General features: G+C 69.8%; 14 protein-coding genes and 1 tRNA gene. 10 read left to right on the forward strand and 5 right to left on the reverse strand.

Annotated elements, in window-relative coordinates; all coding sequences use genetic code 11:
* Nucleotides 1-6: 6 nt before the first annotated feature.
* A complete protein-coding gene (locus tag HMPREF3121_RS09450; protein ID WP_070522725.1) occupies nt 7-2,700 on the forward strand; it encodes an AAA family ATPase in 2,694 nt (897 codons plus the stop codon).
* A gap of 26 nt (nt 2,701-2,726) precedes the next feature.
* On the opposite strand, the gene HMPREF3121_RS09455 is transcribed toward HMPREF3121_RS09450, so the two are convergent.
* Nucleotides 2,727-3,110, reverse strand: a complete 384-nt coding sequence (locus HMPREF3121_RS09455) for a YceI family protein (protein ID WP_070522728.1) — start codon at nt 3,108-3,110, stop codon at nt 2,727-2,729.
* A gap of 158 nt (nt 3,111-3,268) precedes the next feature.
* Here HMPREF3121_RS09455 and HMPREF3121_RS09460 point away from each other — a divergent pair, with 158 nt between their 5' ends.
* The 4 genes from HMPREF3121_RS09460 (at nt 3,269) to HMPREF3121_RS09475 (ending at nt 4,852) form a co-directional block, all read left to right on the forward strand.
* Complete coding sequence (locus tag HMPREF3121_RS09460) at nt 3,269-3,760, forward strand: MarR family winged helix-turn-helix transcriptional regulator (RefSeq protein ID WP_070522731.1); 492 nt, start codon at nt 3,269-3,271, stop codon at nt 3,758-3,760.
* A 107-nt stretch (nt 3,761-3,867) separates the two neighbouring features.
* Nucleotides 3,868-4,356: a MarR family winged helix-turn-helix transcriptional regulator gene (locus tag HMPREF3121_RS09465; RefSeq protein WP_224371667.1), complete on the forward strand. Its 489-nt coding sequence runs from the start codon at nt 3,868-3,870 to the stop codon at nt 4,354-4,356.
* 81 nt (nt 4,357-4,437) lie between these two features.
* Complete coding sequence (locus tag HMPREF3121_RS09470; protein ID WP_224371669.1) at nt 4,438-4,689, forward strand: PspC domain-containing protein; 252 nt, start codon at nt 4,438-4,440, stop codon at nt 4,687-4,689.
* A gap of 90 nt (nt 4,690-4,779) precedes the next feature.
* Nucleotides 4,780-4,852: transfer RNA gene (locus HMPREF3121_RS09475), tRNA-Arg, on the forward strand.
* Nucleotides 4,853-4,948: 96 nt separating this feature from the next.
* On the opposite strand, the gene HMPREF3121_RS09480 is transcribed toward HMPREF3121_RS09475, so the two are convergent.
* The 3 genes from HMPREF3121_RS09480 to HMPREF3121_RS09490 are packed head-to-tail and all read right to left on the reverse strand — an operon-like array spanning nt 4,949 to nt 7,949.
* Nucleotides 4,949-5,629 (reverse strand): LutC/YkgG family protein, encoded by a 681-nt coding sequence (locus tag HMPREF3121_RS09480; RefSeq protein ID WP_070522734.1) that lies wholly within the window; start codon nt 5,627-5,629, stop codon nt 4,949-4,951.
* A complete protein-coding gene (locus HMPREF3121_RS09485) occupies nt 5,626-7,191 on the reverse strand; it encodes a lactate utilization protein B (protein ID WP_070522737.1) in 1,566 nt (521 codons plus the stop codon). Before HMPREF3121_RS09485 ends, HMPREF3121_RS09480 begins: the two co-directional genes overlap by 4 nt.
* A complete protein-coding gene (locus HMPREF3121_RS09490) occupies nt 7,188-7,949 on the reverse strand; it encodes a (Fe-S)-binding protein (protein ID WP_070522740.1) in 762 nt (253 codons plus the stop codon). Before HMPREF3121_RS09490 ends, HMPREF3121_RS09485 begins: the two co-directional genes overlap by 4 nt.
* Nucleotides 7,950-8,181: 232 nt before the next feature.
* Here HMPREF3121_RS09490 and argS point away from each other — a divergent pair, with 232 nt between their 5' ends.
* The 4 genes from argS to thrB all read left to right on the forward strand — a co-directional run bounded on the left by argS (nt 8,182) and on the right by thrB (nt 13,592).
* Entirely contained in the window at nt 8,182-9,834 is a 1,653-nt protein-coding gene (argS, locus tag HMPREF3121_RS09495) for an arginine--tRNA ligase (RefSeq protein WP_070522743.1), read from the forward strand.
* A 3-nt stretch (nt 9,835-9,837) separates the two neighbouring features.
* Complete coding sequence (gene lysA, locus HMPREF3121_RS09500) at nt 9,838-11,190, forward strand: diaminopimelate decarboxylase (protein ID WP_070522746.1); 1,353 nt, start codon at nt 9,838-9,840, stop codon at nt 11,188-11,190.
* A gap of 129 nt (nt 11,191-11,319) precedes the next feature.
* Entirely contained in the window at nt 11,320-12,663 is a 1,344-nt protein-coding gene (locus HMPREF3121_RS09505; RefSeq protein WP_070522749.1) for a homoserine dehydrogenase, read from the forward strand.
* A gap of 2 nt (nt 12,664-12,665) precedes the next feature.
* Nucleotides 12,666-13,592, forward strand: coding sequence for a homoserine kinase (thrB, locus tag HMPREF3121_RS09510; RefSeq protein ID WP_070522752.1), 927 nt, complete (start codon nt 12,666-12,668; stop codon nt 13,590-13,592).
* 94 nt (nt 13,593-13,686) lie between these two features.
* Here thrB and HMPREF3121_RS09515 read toward each other — a convergent pair whose 3' ends face one another.
* Entirely contained in the window at nt 13,687-15,405 is a 1,719-nt protein-coding gene (locus HMPREF3121_RS09515) for a long-chain fatty-acid--CoA ligase (protein WP_070522756.1), read from the reverse strand.
* 398 nt (nt 15,406-15,803) lie between these two features.
* On the opposite strand from HMPREF3121_RS09515, the gene rho reads away from it, so the two are divergent.
* A complete protein-coding gene (gene rho / locus HMPREF3121_RS09520) occupies nt 15,804-17,762 on the forward strand; it encodes a transcription termination factor Rho (RefSeq protein WP_070522759.1) in 1,959 nt (652 codons plus the stop codon).
* Nucleotides 17,763-17,765: the final 3 nt, after the last annotated feature.

A 17,765-nucleotide genomic window follows, 5' to 3' on the forward strand; every position in this document is an offset into this window, starting at 1 on the left:
GACGCCATGAAACTGCACTCGATCGAGCTGAAGAACGTCCGCGGCATCGAGCACCTGGTCGTCGACGAGTTGCCGGACCGGGGCGTGGTGGTCATCGCCGGCGACAACGAGATGGGCAAGTCGACCATCGCCGAAGCCATCCACGTCGCCCTGTCGTGGCCGGCGAAGGCCGAGCGCAAGGAAACCAAGGCGCTGCGGCCCAACAACCGCGACGCGTTCCCCGACATCAGGTTGGACATGACGCTCGGCGACACGCGCTTCGTGCTGCGCAAGGTCTTCGCCGGCCAGCGCGCGGCCACGGCCACCGAAATCACGGTGCTCGAGCCGGAGCGCAAGGAGCTGACGGGCGAGGCCGCCCAACAGTGGCTCGACGAACTCACCCGCGGCGAGGGCACGCGCGAACTGTGGGACGTCTTCGTCGCCCGCCAGGGCACCGAGCAGAAGGCGCTGCAAATGGGCTCGTACGCGAAGGTGACGGCGGCCCTGCAGGAGGCGTCGGGCGGCACGGCGGAGACCGAGGGGCAGAAGTCCATCCTCGAGGCCGCGTTGGCCGAACGGGCGCTGTATTACACGGCCCAGGGCCGTGAGAAAGCGCCGCTGAAGGAGGCCCGCGAGGCCGTCGAGGCCGCCGAAACCCGGTGGGCCGCGGCGTCGGAGCGGGTGGCGCAGGTCCGTGACCTCGTGGAGGAGGCGAAGAAGAACGACCGTCGCCGCGCCGAAGTGGAATCCGCGCTGCCCGAGGCGGAGGCCGAGGTGGCCACGTGGCGCGAGACCGTCGCCGAGCTCGCCGAGTTCCGCCACGCCAAGTCGAAGGCCGACGACGCGGTGACGCTGGCGAGCGTCGAGTTGAAGAACGGCCGACAGGCCCGCGAGAGTCGCGACGAGCTCATCGCCCAGGAAAAGCAGGCGCAGGCCGCGTTGGAGCGGGTGGCCGAGGAATTGGTGCCGCTGCGGGAGGCCGCCGAGGCGGAGGTGCGGGAGGTCGACGAGGTCGAGGCGAAGGTCGTGGAGACCCGCGCCGCCCGCGACCGCGCGCGCCGTCTGTTGCAGCTTGCCGACGACGACCTGACCCAGTGCGCGAACGTGCGAAAGCTCGCCGAACTCGACGACGTGCTGGAGCGGGTCCGCGACCTCGAGGAGGAGGTGCGGGACAAGCGCCGCAAACTCGCCGAGCACCGCATCACCGCCGACGACGCGAAGCGGGCCGGCGACGCGGAAAACGAGTGGCGTACTGCGACGACGGTGCTCGAGGCGTCGTCGTCGGAGTTGACCGTCAGCGCCGCAACCGAGCAGACGGTGACCATCAACGGCGATGACGTCGAGGTCGGGGCGGAACCGGACACCCGCGCCGTGACCGCGCCGACGAGCGTGCGCGTCGGAGACGTGACCGTCACCGTGACGCCGGGCGACGGGGCCGGCGAGTACTCCGGCCGGGCGGCGCTGGCGAAGGAAAAGCTCGACGAGATTCTCTCCGAGCTGGGCGTGAGCTCCGTGCGGCGGGCGGAGGAGAAGGCCAAGGCGCGCGCGGTGGTCGAGTCGGAGTTGGAGATCGCCCGCACCCGCCTCGACGCCGAGCTGAGCAACCGTGACCTGGCCGACATCCGCGAGACCCGCGACGGGCTCGACGCCGACGTGGAGGCGTACCCGGCCGTTCGCGCCGAGATGATCGCCGGCTGGTCGGACAACGGCGGCGGGGGCGGGGACCTCGACGTCGAGATGCCCGCCGACGAGGACGAGGCGCAGGCGATCCTCGACGCCGCGAAGGAAAACGAGCGCACTACATCCGGCGAGTACGAGGCCGCGATGCAGGCGGCGCAGACGATGAGCGCGCGCCCCGCCCGCCACGAACTCCACGCCAAGCAGGCCGACGAACACGCCCGAATCGAGGATGTGCGTCGCGCCGTCGATGCGCTCACCGAGGCCCGCGCCCGCGAAACCGACGACGCCCTGGCCGAACGGTTGGCGGGCCTGGAGTCCGCGTTCGACGACGCCCGCGTAGCCGCAGAAGGCGCCGCCCGGGTTCTGGTCGAGCGGGGCGCCGAAGACGCCGATGAGTCGTTGGCCGGCGCCGACGCGCACCTGCAGGGGCTGCGTGACGAGCAGATCCGCCTGCGCATCCGCCGCGGGGCGTTGACCGGCGAGCTGAAGTCGGTGACGGGCGTCAACGAGGAACTCGCCGACGCCGATGCCGAGCGCACCCGCCTGCGCCGCGAGCTGGAATCCATCACCCGTCGGGCGGCGGCGGCGAAGCTGCTGTACGAAACGCTCGAGGAATCCCGCCGCGACACCCGCCAGGCCATCGGGGAGCCGCTGTTGCAGAAGCTCACCCAGTACGGCGGCGCGGTCTTCGGCCACAGCACGACCTTCGAGCTCGACGACGGGATGGCCGTGAAGTCGCGGTCGAACGCCACCGGCACCTTCGAGTTCGACGCCCTGTCGGGCGGCGCTCAGGAACAGATCGATGTGCTGCTGCGCCTGGCCGTCGCCGGCGTCATGGACGGGGGAGGCGGTGCGCCGGTCATCATCGACGACGCGTTGGGCTACTCCGACCCGGACCGTCTGCGGAAGATGAACAACGCCTTCGCGCGGGCGGGCGAGGACAGCCAGATCCTCGTGCTGACCTGCTACCCGGAGCGTTTCTCCCGCATCGCCGACAGCCGCCGCCTGGACATGGCGGACCTGCTGCGCGCCGACGGCTGATCGGACGAGAAAGCCGGGCGAGAAACCTACGCCTTGACGGCTGAGACCTCGATTTCCAGGACGACCTTGTCCGACACCATGACGCCGGAGTTCAGCGGGGCCTGCCAGTCCACGCCGAAGTCCTTGCGGTTGATGGAACCGGAGGCGGTCAGGCCGATGCGCTCCTGGTCGAAGGCGTCGACGTTGGTGCCCTCGAACTCGACGTCGAGGTCGATCGACTTGGTCACGCCCTTGATGGCGACGTTCGCGGCGTTGGCGTCGCCGTTGTCCGGGTCGACGGTGAAGGAACCGGTGTAATCGGTGAAACGGCCGCGGGTCTTGGTGACCATCGCGTGACGGACCATGAAGCCGATCTGCGAGTGCGCGGCATCGATGTTCCAGGTGCCGGCGAAATTGGGGGAGAGGGTCATGACGATTCCTTCCGACGTTGTTCGAATCCGGTTCGGGAGGACCGGCCCGGCGGTATGTTGCCATATCAACAACTCCGATCGTAACGACCGCATGATGACACGTCAACAACGTTGTCGGTTTTGGTGAAAACCGTGGTCAATCGGGTAGCGTCTTGGTCATGCAGCAGGAAGTACCGTGGCTCGACGACGATGAGCAGACTCTCTGGCGCGCGATGATGGATGCCGCCAAGGCGGTCGAACGTGCGATGGATACGCGCCTGCTCGCCACCGAGGAGATCTCCAGCGCCGACTTCTCCGTGCTGGTGCAGCTCTCGGAAGCGGAAGGGGGCACGGTGCGCATGCGCGAACTCTGCGAGGCCCTCAGGTGGGACCGCAGCCGCATGTCGCACCAGATCACCCGCATGGCCCGCCGCGGCCTGGTGAACAAGCTGCGCTGCGCCAACGACAGTCGCGGCATCGACGTCGAACTCACCGCCCATGGCCGCGACGTCATCGAACGCGCCGCCCCGGACCACGTCCGCATGATCCGCCGCATCGTCTTCGACGAACTCGACGCCGTCCCCGGCCTCGACCGCGACGCCGCGCTGGCCGCCCTGCGCAACGTTTCCACCGCCGCCGAAGCGTTCCGCGACATGACTCTCGAGCAGTAGCCGGGTGCGGCGGTGGCCGCGATCCGGCGGGCGTCGCAAAGCATTCGCAACCGCGCCACCGGCACCCGACTACTCTTCCCGGGCCTATCCCCGTTAGCCTTACGGACATGACGGACATGAACGACTACGAATGGCTCACCGACGACGAGCAGCGCTTCTGGCAGATGCTCGTGTCCGCCTTCCGCAGCGTGGAGCGCAACATCGAGGCGACCCTCCGCGAAAACACGGGACTGACCTTCGGCGACTTCACGGTGCTCATCGCGCTGACGGAGACCGAGGACGGAGTCATGCACGTCGACGACCTGTGCCGCCGGCTGAAGTGGAACCATCCCCGCGCGCTGCTGCACACCTCGCGGATGGAAAAGCGCGGCGTCATCAGCGTCGAGGATCCCGGCGCCGACCCCGACTCCGACTACACCGTCGCCCTGACCGGCGTGGGGCGCCACGTGTTCGCCGAGGCCGCGCCGGATTACGTCGCCACCGTCCGCTCCGAGGTGTTCGAGCGGCTGTCCGACGACGATGTCGCCACCATGTCCCGCTGCTTTACGGCGATTTTGCGCAACTCCGAAAACGGCAACGGCTCGAATCTGCTGTAGCCGCCGGTCGCAGTCGTTCGCCGTCCGCGATCGTCGGTGAACGCCGTTGCTGCCCTCGGCGTGGTCCCGTAAAATCGGGGCATGGCCAACATGGGCAACAACGAACCGTTCAACCAGCAGAAAATCTCCCAGTCCATCGACCGGATGGTGGGCACGCCGGTGCGTCGCAGCCACTCCAACAAGTGGGTCGCCGGCGTGTGCGGCGGCATCGAGGAAGCCACCGGATTCAACGTCACCGCGCTGCGCGTCATTTTCGCCGTGCTCGGGCTGACGGTCGCACCGCTTGCGCTGCTGATCTACCTGGGGCTGTGGCTCGTCGTTCCGGAGGCGTAAAAGCCGCCGCGCCGGACGCGCCCACCGGGGCCTTTCGTCGTTCCGCGGGAGGCGGTGCTAAAGTATCGGACGTTGCCCGCAAGGGCGCACGCCTCCGTAGCTCAGTGGATAGAGCACCGGTTTCCGGTACCGAAGGTCGTAGGTTCGACTCCTATCGGGGGCACCGCGAAAAGTCCCGCACCACGTTGGTGCGGGACTTTTTTCGCGGGCGGATCCGGGCCGGGTTTCGTCGCCGGTCCGCCCCGGCACCCGGGTGCGCCTACCCGGCGATGACCACCACCAGGGTGCGCGGGCCGTGGACGCCCTCGACGCGGTTGAGTTCGATGTCCGACGTCGCCGACGGCCCGGAGATCATGGTGATCGGCGCGGTCGGCTCCAGGCGGGCGATGGCCTCGGGCACACCGTCGACGATGGTGTCGGCGGGCACGACACACACGTGCAGGTCGGGCACCAGGGTCAGGGCACGTCGCCCGCACGTGAGGGAGCCGTCGAGGAAGATGGTGCCGGTCTCGGCGGAGGTGACGGCCGAGGACGTCACGACGCCGTCGAGCACGTCGAGTTCCGTCGGCGCGAACAGGCCCGGCTCGTCGACGACGACCTCGTCGACATCGCCCAGCCACGCTTCGTCGAGGCCGACGGGGATGCCGACGCGCTCCACGCCATGGTCGGCGAGGGCCTTCGACACCGCCTCGCCGATCGCCTTGGCATCGTCGTCGCAGCGGATGACCTCGGCGCGGTAATCCACCAGTCGATCGACGAGCAGGTCGATGAGCTCGACGCCGGGCGTCCGCCGCCCGCGGATGTAATCGCGCGGAACGGGGTACTCCTCGCCGGGCACGCCGGGGTCGATGCCGGCGCCCTCCGAAATCACGCGTCCCTGCCGCGCGCGGGCGTGGGCGTCGCGGATTCGGGCGAGCATTTCCTGCTTTGCGACGTTCATCGGGTCGCCTCCTCGGTGTCGTCGGTGGCGTCGCCGCCGCCGTTGATGTTCGACGGAACGGTGTGGGCGGCTTCGTCGTCAAGCATCGCCCGCGCCGCATCGGTGCCCCACCACGACCGGAAGGGCTTCTTCGGGGGCACGGGAGTGTCGCGGGCATCCGACCAGCCGGACAGGAACAGCGGCAGGCGGTGGATCTCGCCGTCGCGAAGCCCCAGCACGCGGGCCAACGACGCCGAACGCACGGCCATGTCCCACAGGCGCGGGCCGCCCATGACCCACCCGAGCAGGCCGAACAGCTTGCCCTCCACCGGCGGGCGGTGGTCGCGGACCTTCTGGTGCCGCAGCTCCAGCAGCGCCGCCGGAATGTCGATGCGCACCGGGCACACCTCGAAGCACGCCCCGCACAACGACGACGCGTACGGCAGCGACGCGTTCGGGTCCTTCGCCGAATCCATGCCCGTCAGCTGCGGCGACAGGATCGCGCCGATCGGCCCCGGGTACGTCGAACCGTAGGCGTGGCCGCCGGCGCGCTCGTAGACGGGGCAAATGTTCAGGCACGCCGAACAGCGGATGCACTTCAGCGCCTCGCGGCCGATGGGATCGGACAGCGTGGCGGTGCGGCCGTTGTCCAGCAGCACGATGTGGAATTCGCTCGGGCCGTCGCCGTCGGTGACGCCGGTCCACATCGAGGTGTACGGGTTCATGCGCTCGCCCGTCGACGACCGGGGCAGCAGCTGCAGGAACACCTCGAGGTCCTGGAAACGCGGCAGCAGCTTCTCGATGCCCATCACCGTGATCAGCGTCTCCGGCAACGTCAGACACATGCGGCCGTTGCCCTCGGATTCGACGACGGCGACGGTGCCGGTCTCGGCGACGCCGAAGTTCGCGCCCGAGATGGCCACCTTGGCGTTCATGAACTGATCGCGCAGGAACAGCCGCGACGCCTCGGCGAGTTCGGCGGGCTCGCTGCCCAGGTCCGGGTCGACGCCCGGGATGCCGCGGCGGAAGATGTCGCGGATCTCGTCGCGGTTGCGGTGGATGGCGGGGACGAGGATGTGCGACGGCTTGTCCTCGCCGAGCTGGACGATCAGCTCCGCCAGGTCGGTTTCGCGGGCGGAGATGCCGGCGTCGGCCAAGGCCTCGTTGAGCCCGATTTCCTGCGTGGCCATGGACTTGACCTTGATGATGTCCGTCTCGCCCGTCGCCCGCACCAGGTCGGTGACGATGGCGTTGGCCTCGGCGGCGTCGCGCGCCCAGTGGACGTGGCCGCCGCGGGCGGTGACCGCCGCCTCGAACTCCTCGAGCAGCTCCGGCAGCCGGGCCATGACGTCGCGCTTGATGGCCGACCCCGCCAGGCGCAGCTCCTCCCAGTCGGGCTTCTCGCCGACGACCTCGCCGCGTTTGGCGCGGATGGCGTGGGTGGCGTTGTGCAGGTTGGCGCGCAGCTGGTCGTTGCGCAGTTCGTGGTGGGCGGCGGCGGTGAAGCCCTCGCCGCCGCGCAAATGGCCGACGCCTGCGGGGGCGCGCGGGGGCACGGGCAGGCCCAGGTTGACGGGGCTCATCGGGCGTCTCCTTCGTACGGGCGGCGTTTGGTGGAGGCGAGGATCTCGGCGATGTGCAGCGCCTTCGCCTCCGAGTCGCGCTTGCGCAGCGAGCCGCCGATGTTGAGCAGGCAGGACGCGTCGCCGGCGGTGACGAACTCCGCGCCGGTGGATTCGATGTGGTCGACCTTGTCGGCGACCATCGCCGCGGAGGTTTCGGCGTTCTTCACGCTGAAGGTGCCGCCGAAGCCGCAGCATTCCTCGGCGGCGGGCAGATCGACCAGGTCGATGCCGTCGACGGCGCGCAGCAGCCGCAGCGGCCGGTCGCCGACGTGGAGGACGCGCAGGCTGTGGCACGTGGAGTGGTAGGTGACGCGGTGCGGAAACCACGCCCCGACGTCGGTGACGCCGGCGACGTCGACGATGAACTCCGACAGGTCGAGGGTTTTGTCCGCGCACGTGCGGGCGGCGTCGGCTTGGGCGGCGGTGCCGAAACGCGAGGCGATCATCGGGTGCTGGTGGCGCACGGCGCCGGCGCAGGACCCGGAGGGGGCGACGACGTAGTCGACCGACGGATCGGTGAACGCGTCGGCGTAGGCGTCGATCTGGGGGAGCGCCTCTTCCTGGTATCCGGTGTTGACGTGCATTTGTCCGCAGCACGTCTGCGTGGCGGGGAAGACGACGTCGCAGCCGAGGCGGGTGAGCACCGCGGCGGTGGCCTGCACCGCGGACGGGAACATCACGTCGCCGACGCAGGTGGCGAATAGGGCGACCTTCATGGGGCAGCTCCTCGGTGGTGGGTGGGGCATGGGGGACAAGGGGCCGCTTGTCCCCGCCGAGTCTACGCGCGGTCGCGGATCCCCGAACCGATTCAGCGCGTCCGGTGAGCGTCGTTCAGGGTTGCTTTGCGACGGCCATCGGCACCCCGGGAGCCGCCGGGCCCGGAGCCGACGGGGAAGACGATCGACCGTCGTAAAGCGGGGTCCGCCGCACCCGCTAGGATGTGCAACCATGACTCCAGCCGAACTCGCCGCCCTGATCCGCGGCCTCGCCGTCGACGTCTTCACCGAACACGACCTGGACCCGTCCGTCCTGCCGGACGAGGTCGTCGTCGAGCGACCCCGCAACCCGGAGCACGGCGACTACGCCACCAACGTCGCCATGCAGGCCGCCGGACGCGCCGGCGCCAAGCCCCGCGACGTCGCCGGCTGGCTGGTGGACAAGCTCGCCGAGGCCGACGGCATCGACGAAGCGTCGGTGGCCGGTCCGGGATTCATCAACATCCGGCTGGGCTCCGCCGCCCAGGGCAAGATCGTCTCCGAGATCCTCGCCGCCGGCGACGCGTGGGGCAACGGCGACGACTACGCCGGCACCAAGGTCAACCTGGAGTTCGTCTCCGCCAACCCCACCGGCCCGATCCACCTCGGCGGCACCCGCTGGGCCGCCGTCGGCGACGCCCTGGGCCGGGTGCTCACCGCCCGCGGCGCCGACGTCACCCGCGAGTACTACTTCAACGACCACGGCGGGCAGATCGACCGCTTCGCCCGTTCCCTCGTCGCCGCCGCCAAGAACGAGCCGACGCCGGAGGACGGCTACGGCGGCGACTACATCGCCGACATCGCCGCCAAGATCGTCGAGGCCCGTCCCGACGCCCTCGACGGCGAGCCCGCGCAGGTGCAGGAGCTGTTCCGCGCCGAGGGCGTGGAGCTGATGTTCGCCCACATCAAGCAGTCGCTGCACGAGTTCGGCACCGACTTCGACGTCTACTTCCACGAAAACTCGCTGTTCGAGTCCGGGGCGGTCGAGGCGTCGGTGGAGAAGCTGAAGAACGACGGCAAGCTCTACGAGCACGACGGCGCCTGGTGGCTGAAGTCCACCGACTACGGCGACGACAAGGACCGCGTCGTCATCAAGTCCGACGGCAACGCCGCCTACATCGCCGGCGACATCGCCTACGCGAAGGACAAGTTCGACCGCGGCTTCGACCTGTGCATCTACATGCTCGGCGCCGACCACCACGGCTACATCGCCCGCCTGAAGGCCGCCGCTGCGGCGCTGGGCTACGACGCCGACGCCGTCGAGGTGCTCATCGGCCAGATGGTCAACCTGGTGCGCGACGGCGAGGCCGTGCGCATGTCCAAGCGCGCCGGCACCGTCATCACGCTCGACGATCTCGTGGAGGCCATCGGCATCGACGCCGCCCGCTACTCGCTGATCCGCTCGTCGGTCGACTCCTCCCTGGACATCGACCTGGCGCTGTGGGCGTCGCAGTCCAACGACAACCCCGTCTACTACGTGCAGTACGGCCACGCGCGCATCAGCTCCATCGCCCGCCGCGCCGCCGAGGCCGGGGTGACCTCCGACGGCGCCGACTTCGGTCTGCTGACCCACGACCGCGAGGGCGAGCTCATCCGCACCCTCGGCGAGTTCCCCGCCGTGGTCGCCGCCGCCGCGCAGCTGCGCGAGCCGCACCGCGTCGCCCGCTACGCCGAGCAGCTTGCCGGCGTGTTCCACCGTTTCTACGACGCCTGCCAGATTCTGCCGAAGGCAGGGGAGGACGCCGAGCCCCTCCACGCCGCCCGCCTGGGGCTGGCCGAGGCCACGCGCCAGACCCTCGCCAACGCGCTGGGCCTGCTCGGCGTCACCGCCCCGGAGAGGATGTAGCCCGTGGCCGATACCGCGCGCACCGGCACCGCCGCCTTCAACGGACTGCCCGCCCACGTCTGGCCCCGCAACGCCTCCCGCGGCGACGACGGCGTCGTCTCCATCGCGGGCGTGAAGCTGACCGACGTCGCCGAGCGTTTCGGCACCCCGGTCATGGTCGTCGACGAAGACGACTTCCGTTCGCGCTGCCGTGACATGGCGGCGGCCTTCGGGGGGCCGGAGCGCGTGCATTACGCGTCGAAGGCGTTTTTGACGCGCACCGTCGCACGCTGGGTCGACGAGGAGGGGCTGTCCCTCGACGTCGCCTCCCTCAACGAGTTGCGCATCGCGCTGATGGCGGATTTCCCGGCCGAGCGCATCACCGCGCACGGCAACAACAAGGACGACGAGTTCCTCCGCGCCTGCGTCGTCGAGGGGGTCGGCCACGTCGTCCTCGACAGCGACCAGGAGCTCGAGCGGCTGGAGATCATCGCGGGCGAGGAGGGCCGGACCCAGCGGGTGATGGTCCGCGTCAAGCCCGGCATCGAGGCCCACACGCACGAATTCATCGCCACCAGCCACGAGGACCAGAAGTTCGGTTTCTCCCTGGCGTCCGGTTCGGCCTACCGTGCCGCGGAGGCCGCCGTGAAGGCGGAGCATCTCGACCTGGTGGGGCTGCATTGCCACGTCGGTTCGCAGGTGTTCGATGCCCGCGGGTTCACCGCGGCCGCCGATCGGGTGCTGGAGCTGTACTCGCGCATCCACGACGAACTCGGCGTGGTCCTGCCGGAGCTCGATCTCGGCGGCGGTTACGGCATCGCCTACACCGAGGATGAGGAGCCGCTGGACGTCGACGCGGTCGCCCGCGAACTGCTCGCCGCCGTGGCCCGCACGGCCGCGGAGCTGGGCATCGACGCTCCGACTGTGCTCGTCGAGCCGGGTCGCGCCATCGCCGGCCCCGGCACGGTCACCGTCTACGAGGTCGGCACGGTCAAGGACGTCACCGTCGCCGAGGGCGTCACCCGCCGCTACCTGTCGGTCGACGGCGGCATGAGCGACAACATCCGCCCCGCCCTGTACGGCTCGCTTTACGACGCCCGCCTGGTGTCCCGCATGGCCGAGGGGCGACCCACGGCGACGCGCATCGTCGGATCGCACTGCGAATCGGGCGACATCCTCATTCGCGACGCCGACTACCCCGACGACATCCGTCGCGGCGATCTCGTCGCCCTGGCCGCCACCGGCGCGTACGCCTATGCGATGGCCAGCCGTTACAACGCCTTTTCCAGGCCCGCGGTGGTCAGCGTGCGCGACGGCGTCGTCACGCCCATGATGCGGCGCGAAACCATCCGGGACTTCCTGGCCCTGGAAGGGTAGGGCCCGCCCGCCGTCACCCGACGGGCGGGGACGGCGGGGCCACCAGTAGGCTGATCGGGAACAATTCCGGACAGGAACATTGATCCGGTCGGGACCGGGACGTACACAGACGAACACAACGGGAGAGCAATGAGCACGAACAACGAGGCCACCTTCAACCCCGGCAAGGGCGCGGGCGAGTCCGTCGGCGTGGCCATTCTCGGCCTCGGCACCGTCGGCACCGAGGTGCTGCGCCTGCTGGGCGAGAAGGCCGAGGATTTCGAGCGCCGCATCGGCGGCCCCATCGAGGTCAAGGGCGTCGCGGTCCGCGACAAGTCCAAGCCGCGCCCCGGCATCGATCCCGAGCTGATCACCGACGACGCCTTCTCTCTCGTCGAGCGCGACGACGTCGACCTGGTCGTCGAGGTCATCGGCGGCATCGATTACCCGCGCCGCGTTGTGCTCGCCGCCCTGCGCGCCGGCAAGTCCGTGGTCACCGCCAACAAGGCGCTCGTCGCCGCCCACGGCGCCGAGCTGTCCGAGGCCGCCGATTCCTCCGGCGCCGACCTGTTCTTCGAGGCCGCAGTCGCCGCCGCGATCCCGATCGTCGGCCCGCTGCGTCGCTCGCTGGCCGGCGACACGGTCAACAAGGTCGTCGGCATCGTCAACGGCACCACCAACTTCATCCTCGACGCCATGGACTCCACCGGCGCCGACTACGACGAGATGCTCGCCGAGGCCACCCGCCTGGGCTACGCCGAAGCCGACCCGACCGCCGACGTCGAGGGCCACGACGCCGCCTCCAAGGCCGCGATCCTGTCCTCCCTGGCGTTCCACACCCGCGTCACCGCCGACGACGTGCACTGCGAGGGCATCTCCGGCATCACCGCCGACGACATCGCCGCCGCCAAGGCCGCCGACTGCACCATCAAGCTGCTGGCCACCTGCGAGCGCGTCAAGGACGAGGACGGCAACGAGGGCATCTCCGCCCGCGTCTACCCGGCGCTGATCCCGCGCCGCCACCCGCTGGCCACCGTCCGCGAGTCCTTCAACGCCGTGTTCATCGTCGCCGAGGCCGCCGGCAACCTGATGCTGTACGGCAACGGCGCCGGCGGAAATCCGACCGCCTCGGCCGTGCTCGGCGACGTCGTCGCCGCCGCCCGCAACATCGTCCACGGCGGCCGCGCCCCGGGCGACTCGACCTACGCCAACCTTCCCATCCTGGATTTCGGAGACGTGCGCACCCGCTACCACATCGACCTCCACGTCGACGACCGCCTCGGCGTGCTCGCCGAGGTCGCCCAGACCTTCGCCGACCACGGCATTTCGCTGCGCACCGTCCGCCAGGAGGGCGCCAACCCGGGGGCGCGGCTGGTGATCATCACCCACCGCGCCAAGGAGCGCGAGCTGGAGGCCACGGTCGAGGCTCTGCGGAACCTCGACGCCGTCCTGGAGGTCAACTCCGTCATCCGCATCGAGGGAATGGACATCTAGCCATGGCCCAGGAACTGCTGCCGGGCCAGAAGGTCCGGGTGACGGTGCCGGGTTCGTCCGCGAACCTCGGTCCCGGGTTCGACACCCTGGGTCTGGCTCTGTCCATCTACGACACCGTCGAGGTCGAGGTCATCGAGGCCGGCGTCGAGGTGGAGATCTACGGCGAAGGCGCCGAGGAGCTGCCGACCAACGAATCGCACCTGGTGGTCCGCGCCATCCGCTCGGGTCTGCGCGCCGCGGGCATGGAGGCCCCGGGCCTGCGCGTGGTGTGCCACAACACGATCCCGCAGTCGCGTGGCCTGGGTTCGTCGGCCGCGGCCGCCGTCGCCGGCGTCGCCGCCGCCAACGCCCTGTGCGGATTCCCGCTGTCGGAGGACCAGGTGATCCAGGAGGCGTCCGTCTTCGAGGGCCACCCCGACAACGCCGCCGCGTCCGTGCTCGGCGGGGCGGTGGTCAGCTGGACCGACAAGCCCGTCGACGGCCGCACCGCCCCGCAGTACCGGGCCGTCGGCCTCGACGTGCACCCGGACATCCGCGCCACCGCGCTGGTGCCGTCGTTCCACGCCTCGACCAACGCCGTGCGCCAGGTGCTGCCGTCCGACGTCAGCCACATCGACGCCCGCTTCAACGTCTCCCGCGTGGCCGTCATGGTCACCGCGCTGACCAGCCACCCGGAACTGCTGTGGGAGGGCACCCGCGATCGCCTGCACCAGACGTACCGCGCCGAGGTGCTGCCGGTGACCGCCGAATGGGTCAACCGCCTGCGCAACCGCGGATACGCCGCGTTCCTGTCGGGCGCCGGCCCGACCTGCCTGGTCCTGTCCACCGAGGAAATCCCCGCCAAGGTGCTCGACGAGGCCCGCGAAGCCGGCATCAAGGTCATGGAGCTGACCGTCGCCGGACCGGTCCAGGTCGAGGTGGAAAGCTAGGACTCACCGCAGCCGCAGCAAAAAGACGCCCCGGGTTCGGGGCGTCGACGCGGGCCGTCGTCACGCAAGAACCGGATGGCCCGCCGGGCCCGGGCTACTTCTCGCCCGGGCCCTTCAGCTTGATGACGTCGAGTTCGCCCGCCGCCAAATGCGCGCGCAGGTCCTTCTTGTCGAACTTGTCCACCGACGTCTTGTCGATGTGATCGACGAACGCCCAGTAGTCCGGCAGCATCCACTTCGGCAGCTTCGGGCGCAGCTCGTCGCGAAGCTTCTCCGCCTGATCGCGGTCGGCGGGCACATCCGGGTAGAGGACCGTGACGGCCAGCGGGCGCTCGCCCCATTTGTCGTCGGGCACGCCGATGACGGCGCACTCGACGACCTCCCGCGACTCCATGACCAGGTTCTCCAGCTGCACCGAGTAGATCCACTCGCCGCCGGATCGGATGACGTCCTTCGCGCGGTCCTGCACCGTGAGGTAGCCATTGCGGGTGATCGACCCGACGTCGCCGGTGCGCAGCCACCCGTCGGCGGTGAACCGCGACCGGGCGGTGTCGACCTCGTCGCCGCGGAAGACGTGGGCGTCGCCGCCGTCCTCCTCCTCCGGGGAGTGGTAGTACGAGCCGGTGACGGTGTTGCCCCGCACCTGCAGCTCGCCCTGGTTGCGGTCGTGGAGATCCAGCACGCGGCCGTCCTCGTCGACGATGCGGAAATCCATGATGTCGGGGAAGCGGCCCTGGCTGACGCGGTACCGCTCGCGGGCCTCGCCGGACGCGCCCGACGGCGGCCGGGCGACCGTGCCCACCGGCGACGTCTCCGTCATGCCCCACAAGTGGATGACGTCGACGCCGTAGCGCTGCTCCCACATGCGGATCAACGCCGGCGGGGCGGGGGAGCCGCCGACGAAGATGTCCTGCAGGCTCATGCGCTCCGGCGGGTTGTTCAGGTAGTGGACCATCAGCGAAATCCACAGCGTGGGCACGCCCTGCGCGACGCGCGGCAGAGAGGTGGCGATGATCTCCGCCAGCCTCGGCGCCGACAGATCCGCCCCCGGAAACACCATCGGGGCGCCGCAGGCGAAGCTCGCCAGGGGCACGCCCCAGCTCAGCACGTGATAGATGGGCACGCAGCACAGCCACGGGGTGCCGTGCGAGATGGCCAGCGAGTCGGTGGTGCGCACGTTGAGGCTGTGCAGGTACAGGGAACGATGCGAGTAGATGACGCCCTTCGGCGCACCTTCCGTGCCGGTGGAGTAGCACATGGCCGCGCCGAGGGTCTCGTCCAATTCCGGCCAGTCGAAGGTGGACGGGCGGCCGTCGAGAAGCGCCTCGTAGGAGTACCAGGGCAGCCCCTCCGGCAGGTGCGACGCGGCCTCCTCCAGGCCCTCGGTGCCGATGATGATCACCGCCCGCACGCCCGGGCACTCCGGCAGCATGCGGCCCAGCTCCCCGGTCAGACGCGGGTCGCAGACGATGATCTCGTCGTGCGCGTGATTGATGATGTGCACGATCTGGTCGTCCATCAGCTGCTGGTTGAGCGGCTGGAACACCGCGCCCATCGACGCCACCCCGAGGAACACCTCAAGATGCTCGGCGCAGTTGTACATCAGGGTGCCCACGCGCTGGTCGCCGTCGATGCCCAGCTCGTCGCGCAGGGCATGGGCCAGGGCGGAGGCGCGCGACGCGATGGCGGCGAATGTGGTGGTCTCGGGGCCGTCGTCGTGCCACGACGTCACCGTGGTGTCGGCGTGGATCGTGCGGCCGTATTCGAGGATCCTCGCCACCGAAAGCGGGATTTCCTGCATCGTGCTGCGCATGGGTACAGGGTAGCCCGAAGGTTCCGTCGACACGCCGCCCCCGTCCCGGTTGCCCCGCGGCGACGGCGGCGATTACTCTTGGGGGCCAGGACGCCGCGACGTAGACCGTCGGACCTCTCCGCCACCCCGTTTCCATCGCTTTTTCGCGACGCCGCCCGCGTGTGCCGGGTGGCGGGGGGTTGACTTCAGGTTCCGCGATCGGCAGCGATCGCCCCCGGGGATTCGATTGGGGGCGCAATGATCTCCGCGGCGTCGGCACCCCACGACACCCGCGCGACGGGATCGGCCGCCGGATGCGGCCGGGTAGATCGGGGCCGCGCAGTCCCGGCCCCCGCTTCGGGCCGCACCGGATCGACGGTGCGGGCGATGAGTCGAGGGAAACACACGAAAGGATTTCCGTGACCGATACGGACACCACCGGCGCCAACCAGGGCCAGGAGAATCTGACGGCACTGCGCATGGCGGAGCTTCGCGCCATCGCTTCCGGCAAGGGCATCCGCGGCATTTCGGCGATGCGCAAGCATGAGCTCATCGCCGCGATCCAGGGGGCGGGGGAGGGCCAGGCCCCTGCGGCGAAGAAGCCGGCGAAGGATTCGGGCGAGGACGCGGGCAAGGGTTCCGCCGGGGCGCGCGGCAAGGATTCCGGCTCCGCCGGGCGTGACGACGACTCGTCCGCCGCCGATGACCGCGGCAACGACAAGAATGACCGCGGCGGCGAGAAGAACGACCGCGACGACAACCGGGGCGGCAAGAACGACCGCGGCAACGATGGCGGCAACGATGGCGGCGACCGCAACGGCGGCACCGACGACAATCGGGGCGACAAGAACGACAAGAACGACCGCAAGGGCGGCAACGACGACAACCGTGGCGGCAACGACGGTCAGAACGAGTACCCGTCGCGGTCGCAGTCCCGTCGCGCCCGCCGCGAGCGCGCCCGCCAGCGCAACCAGGAAAACCGCGACAACCAGGGCGGCCAGAACAACAGCGGCGGCGGCGACAACCGCGACAACCACGGCGGCGGCGACAACCAGGGCGGCCGCAACCGCAACCGGAACCGCAACGACCGCAACGACGACAACGAGGGGCGCGGCAACCGCCGCAACCGCCGCAATCGTCGGGACCGCAAGGGCCGGGACAACCAGGGCGGCGACGGCGTGCGCGAGGGCGACGTCCTGCAGCCCGTCGCCGGCATCGTCGACGTGATGGACAACAACTCGGCGTTCGTCCGCACCTCCGGCTACCTGCCGGGCGCCAACGACGTCCACGTCTCCCAGCAGCTCGTGCGCAAGTACGGCCTGCGCAAGGGCGACGCCATCACCGGTCAGGTCCGCATGCCCCGCGAAGGTGGCGGCGGACAGGTCACCCACGGTTCGGGCCGCAACAAGCGCAAGTACAACCCGCTGGTGCAGGTCGACACCGTCAACGGACAGACCCCGGATGAGGCGAAGAACCGTCCGGAGTTCGGCAAGCTGACCCCGCTGTACCCGAACCAGCGCCTGCGCCTGGAGACCGAGCAGAAGATCCTGACCACCCGCGTCATCGATCTGATCATGCCGATCGGCAAGGGCCAGCGCGCCCTGATCGTCTCCCCGCCCAAGGCCGGCAAGACGACGATCCTGCAGAACATCGCCAACGCGATCGCCACGAACAACCCCGAGTGCTACATGATGGTCGTCCTCGTCGACGAGCGTCCGGAGGAAGTCACGGACATGCAGCGTTCCGTGCGCGGCGAAGTCATCGCCTCCACCTTCGACCGCCCGCCGTCGGACCACACCATGGTCGCGGAGCTGGCCATCGAGCGCGCCAAGCGACTGGTGGAGCAGGGCCAGGACGTCGTCGTCCTGCTCGACTCCATCACCCGCCTGGGCCGGGCCTACAACAACTCCTCGCCGGCGTCGGGCCGCATCCTGTCCGGCGGCGTCGACTCGAATGCGCTCTACCCGCCGAAGCGTTTCCTCGGCGCCGCGCGCAACATCGAGGGCGGCGGGTCGCTGACGATCATCGCCACCGCGATGGTGGAGACCGGTTCCGCCGGCGACACCGTGATCTTCGAGGAGTTCAAGGGCACGGGCAACGCCGAGCTGAAGCTGGACCGCAAGATCTCCGAGCGTCGCGTGTTCCCGGCGGTCGACGTCAACCCGTCGGGCACCCGCAAGGATGAGCTGCTGCTGGCCCCGGAGGAGGCCCGCATCATGCACAAGCTGCGTCGCATCCTGTCCGCGCTGGATCCGCAGGCCGCGATCGACCTGCTGATCAAGCAGCTGAAGAAGACGAAGAACAATCGCGAGTTCCTCATGCAGGTGGCGACCTCGGCGCCGATGGCCGCCGACGTGGACGTGGACGAGATGCTGTAGCCG

The sequence above is a fragment of the Corynebacterium sp. HMSC11E11 genome (genome assembly GCF_001807025.1).
Classification (GTDB): domain Bacteria; phylum Actinomycetota; class Actinomycetes; order Mycobacteriales; family Mycobacteriaceae; genus Corynebacterium; species Corynebacterium freneyi.

Excerpts from the sequence above, each read along its gene's own strand:
- HMPREF3121_RS09450 (WP_070522725.1), top strand. The coding sequence starts at position 7 with ATGAAACTGCACTCGATCGAGCTGAAGAACGTCCGCGGCATCGAGCAC.
- HMPREF3121_RS09455 (WP_070522728.1), bottom strand. The coding sequence starts at position 3,110 with ATGACCCTCTCCCCCAATTTCGCCGGCACCTGGAACATCGATGCCGCG.
- HMPREF3121_RS09460 (WP_070522731.1), top strand. The coding sequence starts at position 3,269 with ATGCAGCAGGAAGTACCGTGGCTCGACGACGATGAGCAGACTCTCTGG.
- HMPREF3121_RS09465 (WP_224371667.1), top strand. The coding sequence starts at position 3,868 with ATGACGGACATGAACGACTACGAATGGCTCACCGACGACGAGCAGCGC.
- HMPREF3121_RS09470 (WP_224371669.1), top strand. The coding sequence starts at position 4,438 with ATGGCCAACATGGGCAACAACGAACCGTTCAACCAGCAGAAAATCTCC.
- HMPREF3121_RS09480 (WP_070522734.1), bottom strand. The coding sequence starts at position 5,629 with ATGAACGTCGCAAAGCAGGAAATGCTCGCCCGAATCCGCGACGCCCAC.
- HMPREF3121_RS09485 (WP_070522737.1), bottom strand. The coding sequence starts at position 7,191 with ATGAGCCCCGTCAACCTGGGCCTGCCCGTGCCCCCGCGCGCCCCCGCA.
- HMPREF3121_RS09490 (WP_070522740.1), bottom strand. The coding sequence starts at position 7,949 with ATGAAGGTCGCCCTATTCGCCACCTGCGTCGGCGACGTGATGTTCCCG.
- argS (WP_070522743.1), top strand. The coding sequence starts at position 8,182 with ATGACTCCAGCCGAACTCGCCGCCCTGATCCGCGGCCTCGCCGTCGAC.
- HMPREF3121_RS09505 (WP_070522749.1), top strand. The coding sequence starts at position 11,320 with ATGAGCACGAACAACGAGGCCACCTTCAACCCCGGCAAGGGCGCGGGC.
- thrB (WP_070522752.1), top strand. The coding sequence starts at position 12,666 with ATGGCCCAGGAACTGCTGCCGGGCCAGAAGGTCCGGGTGACGGTGCCG.
- HMPREF3121_RS09515 (WP_070522756.1), bottom strand. The coding sequence starts at position 15,405 with ATGCGCAGCACGATGCAGGAAATCCCGCTTTCGGTGGCGAGGATCCTC.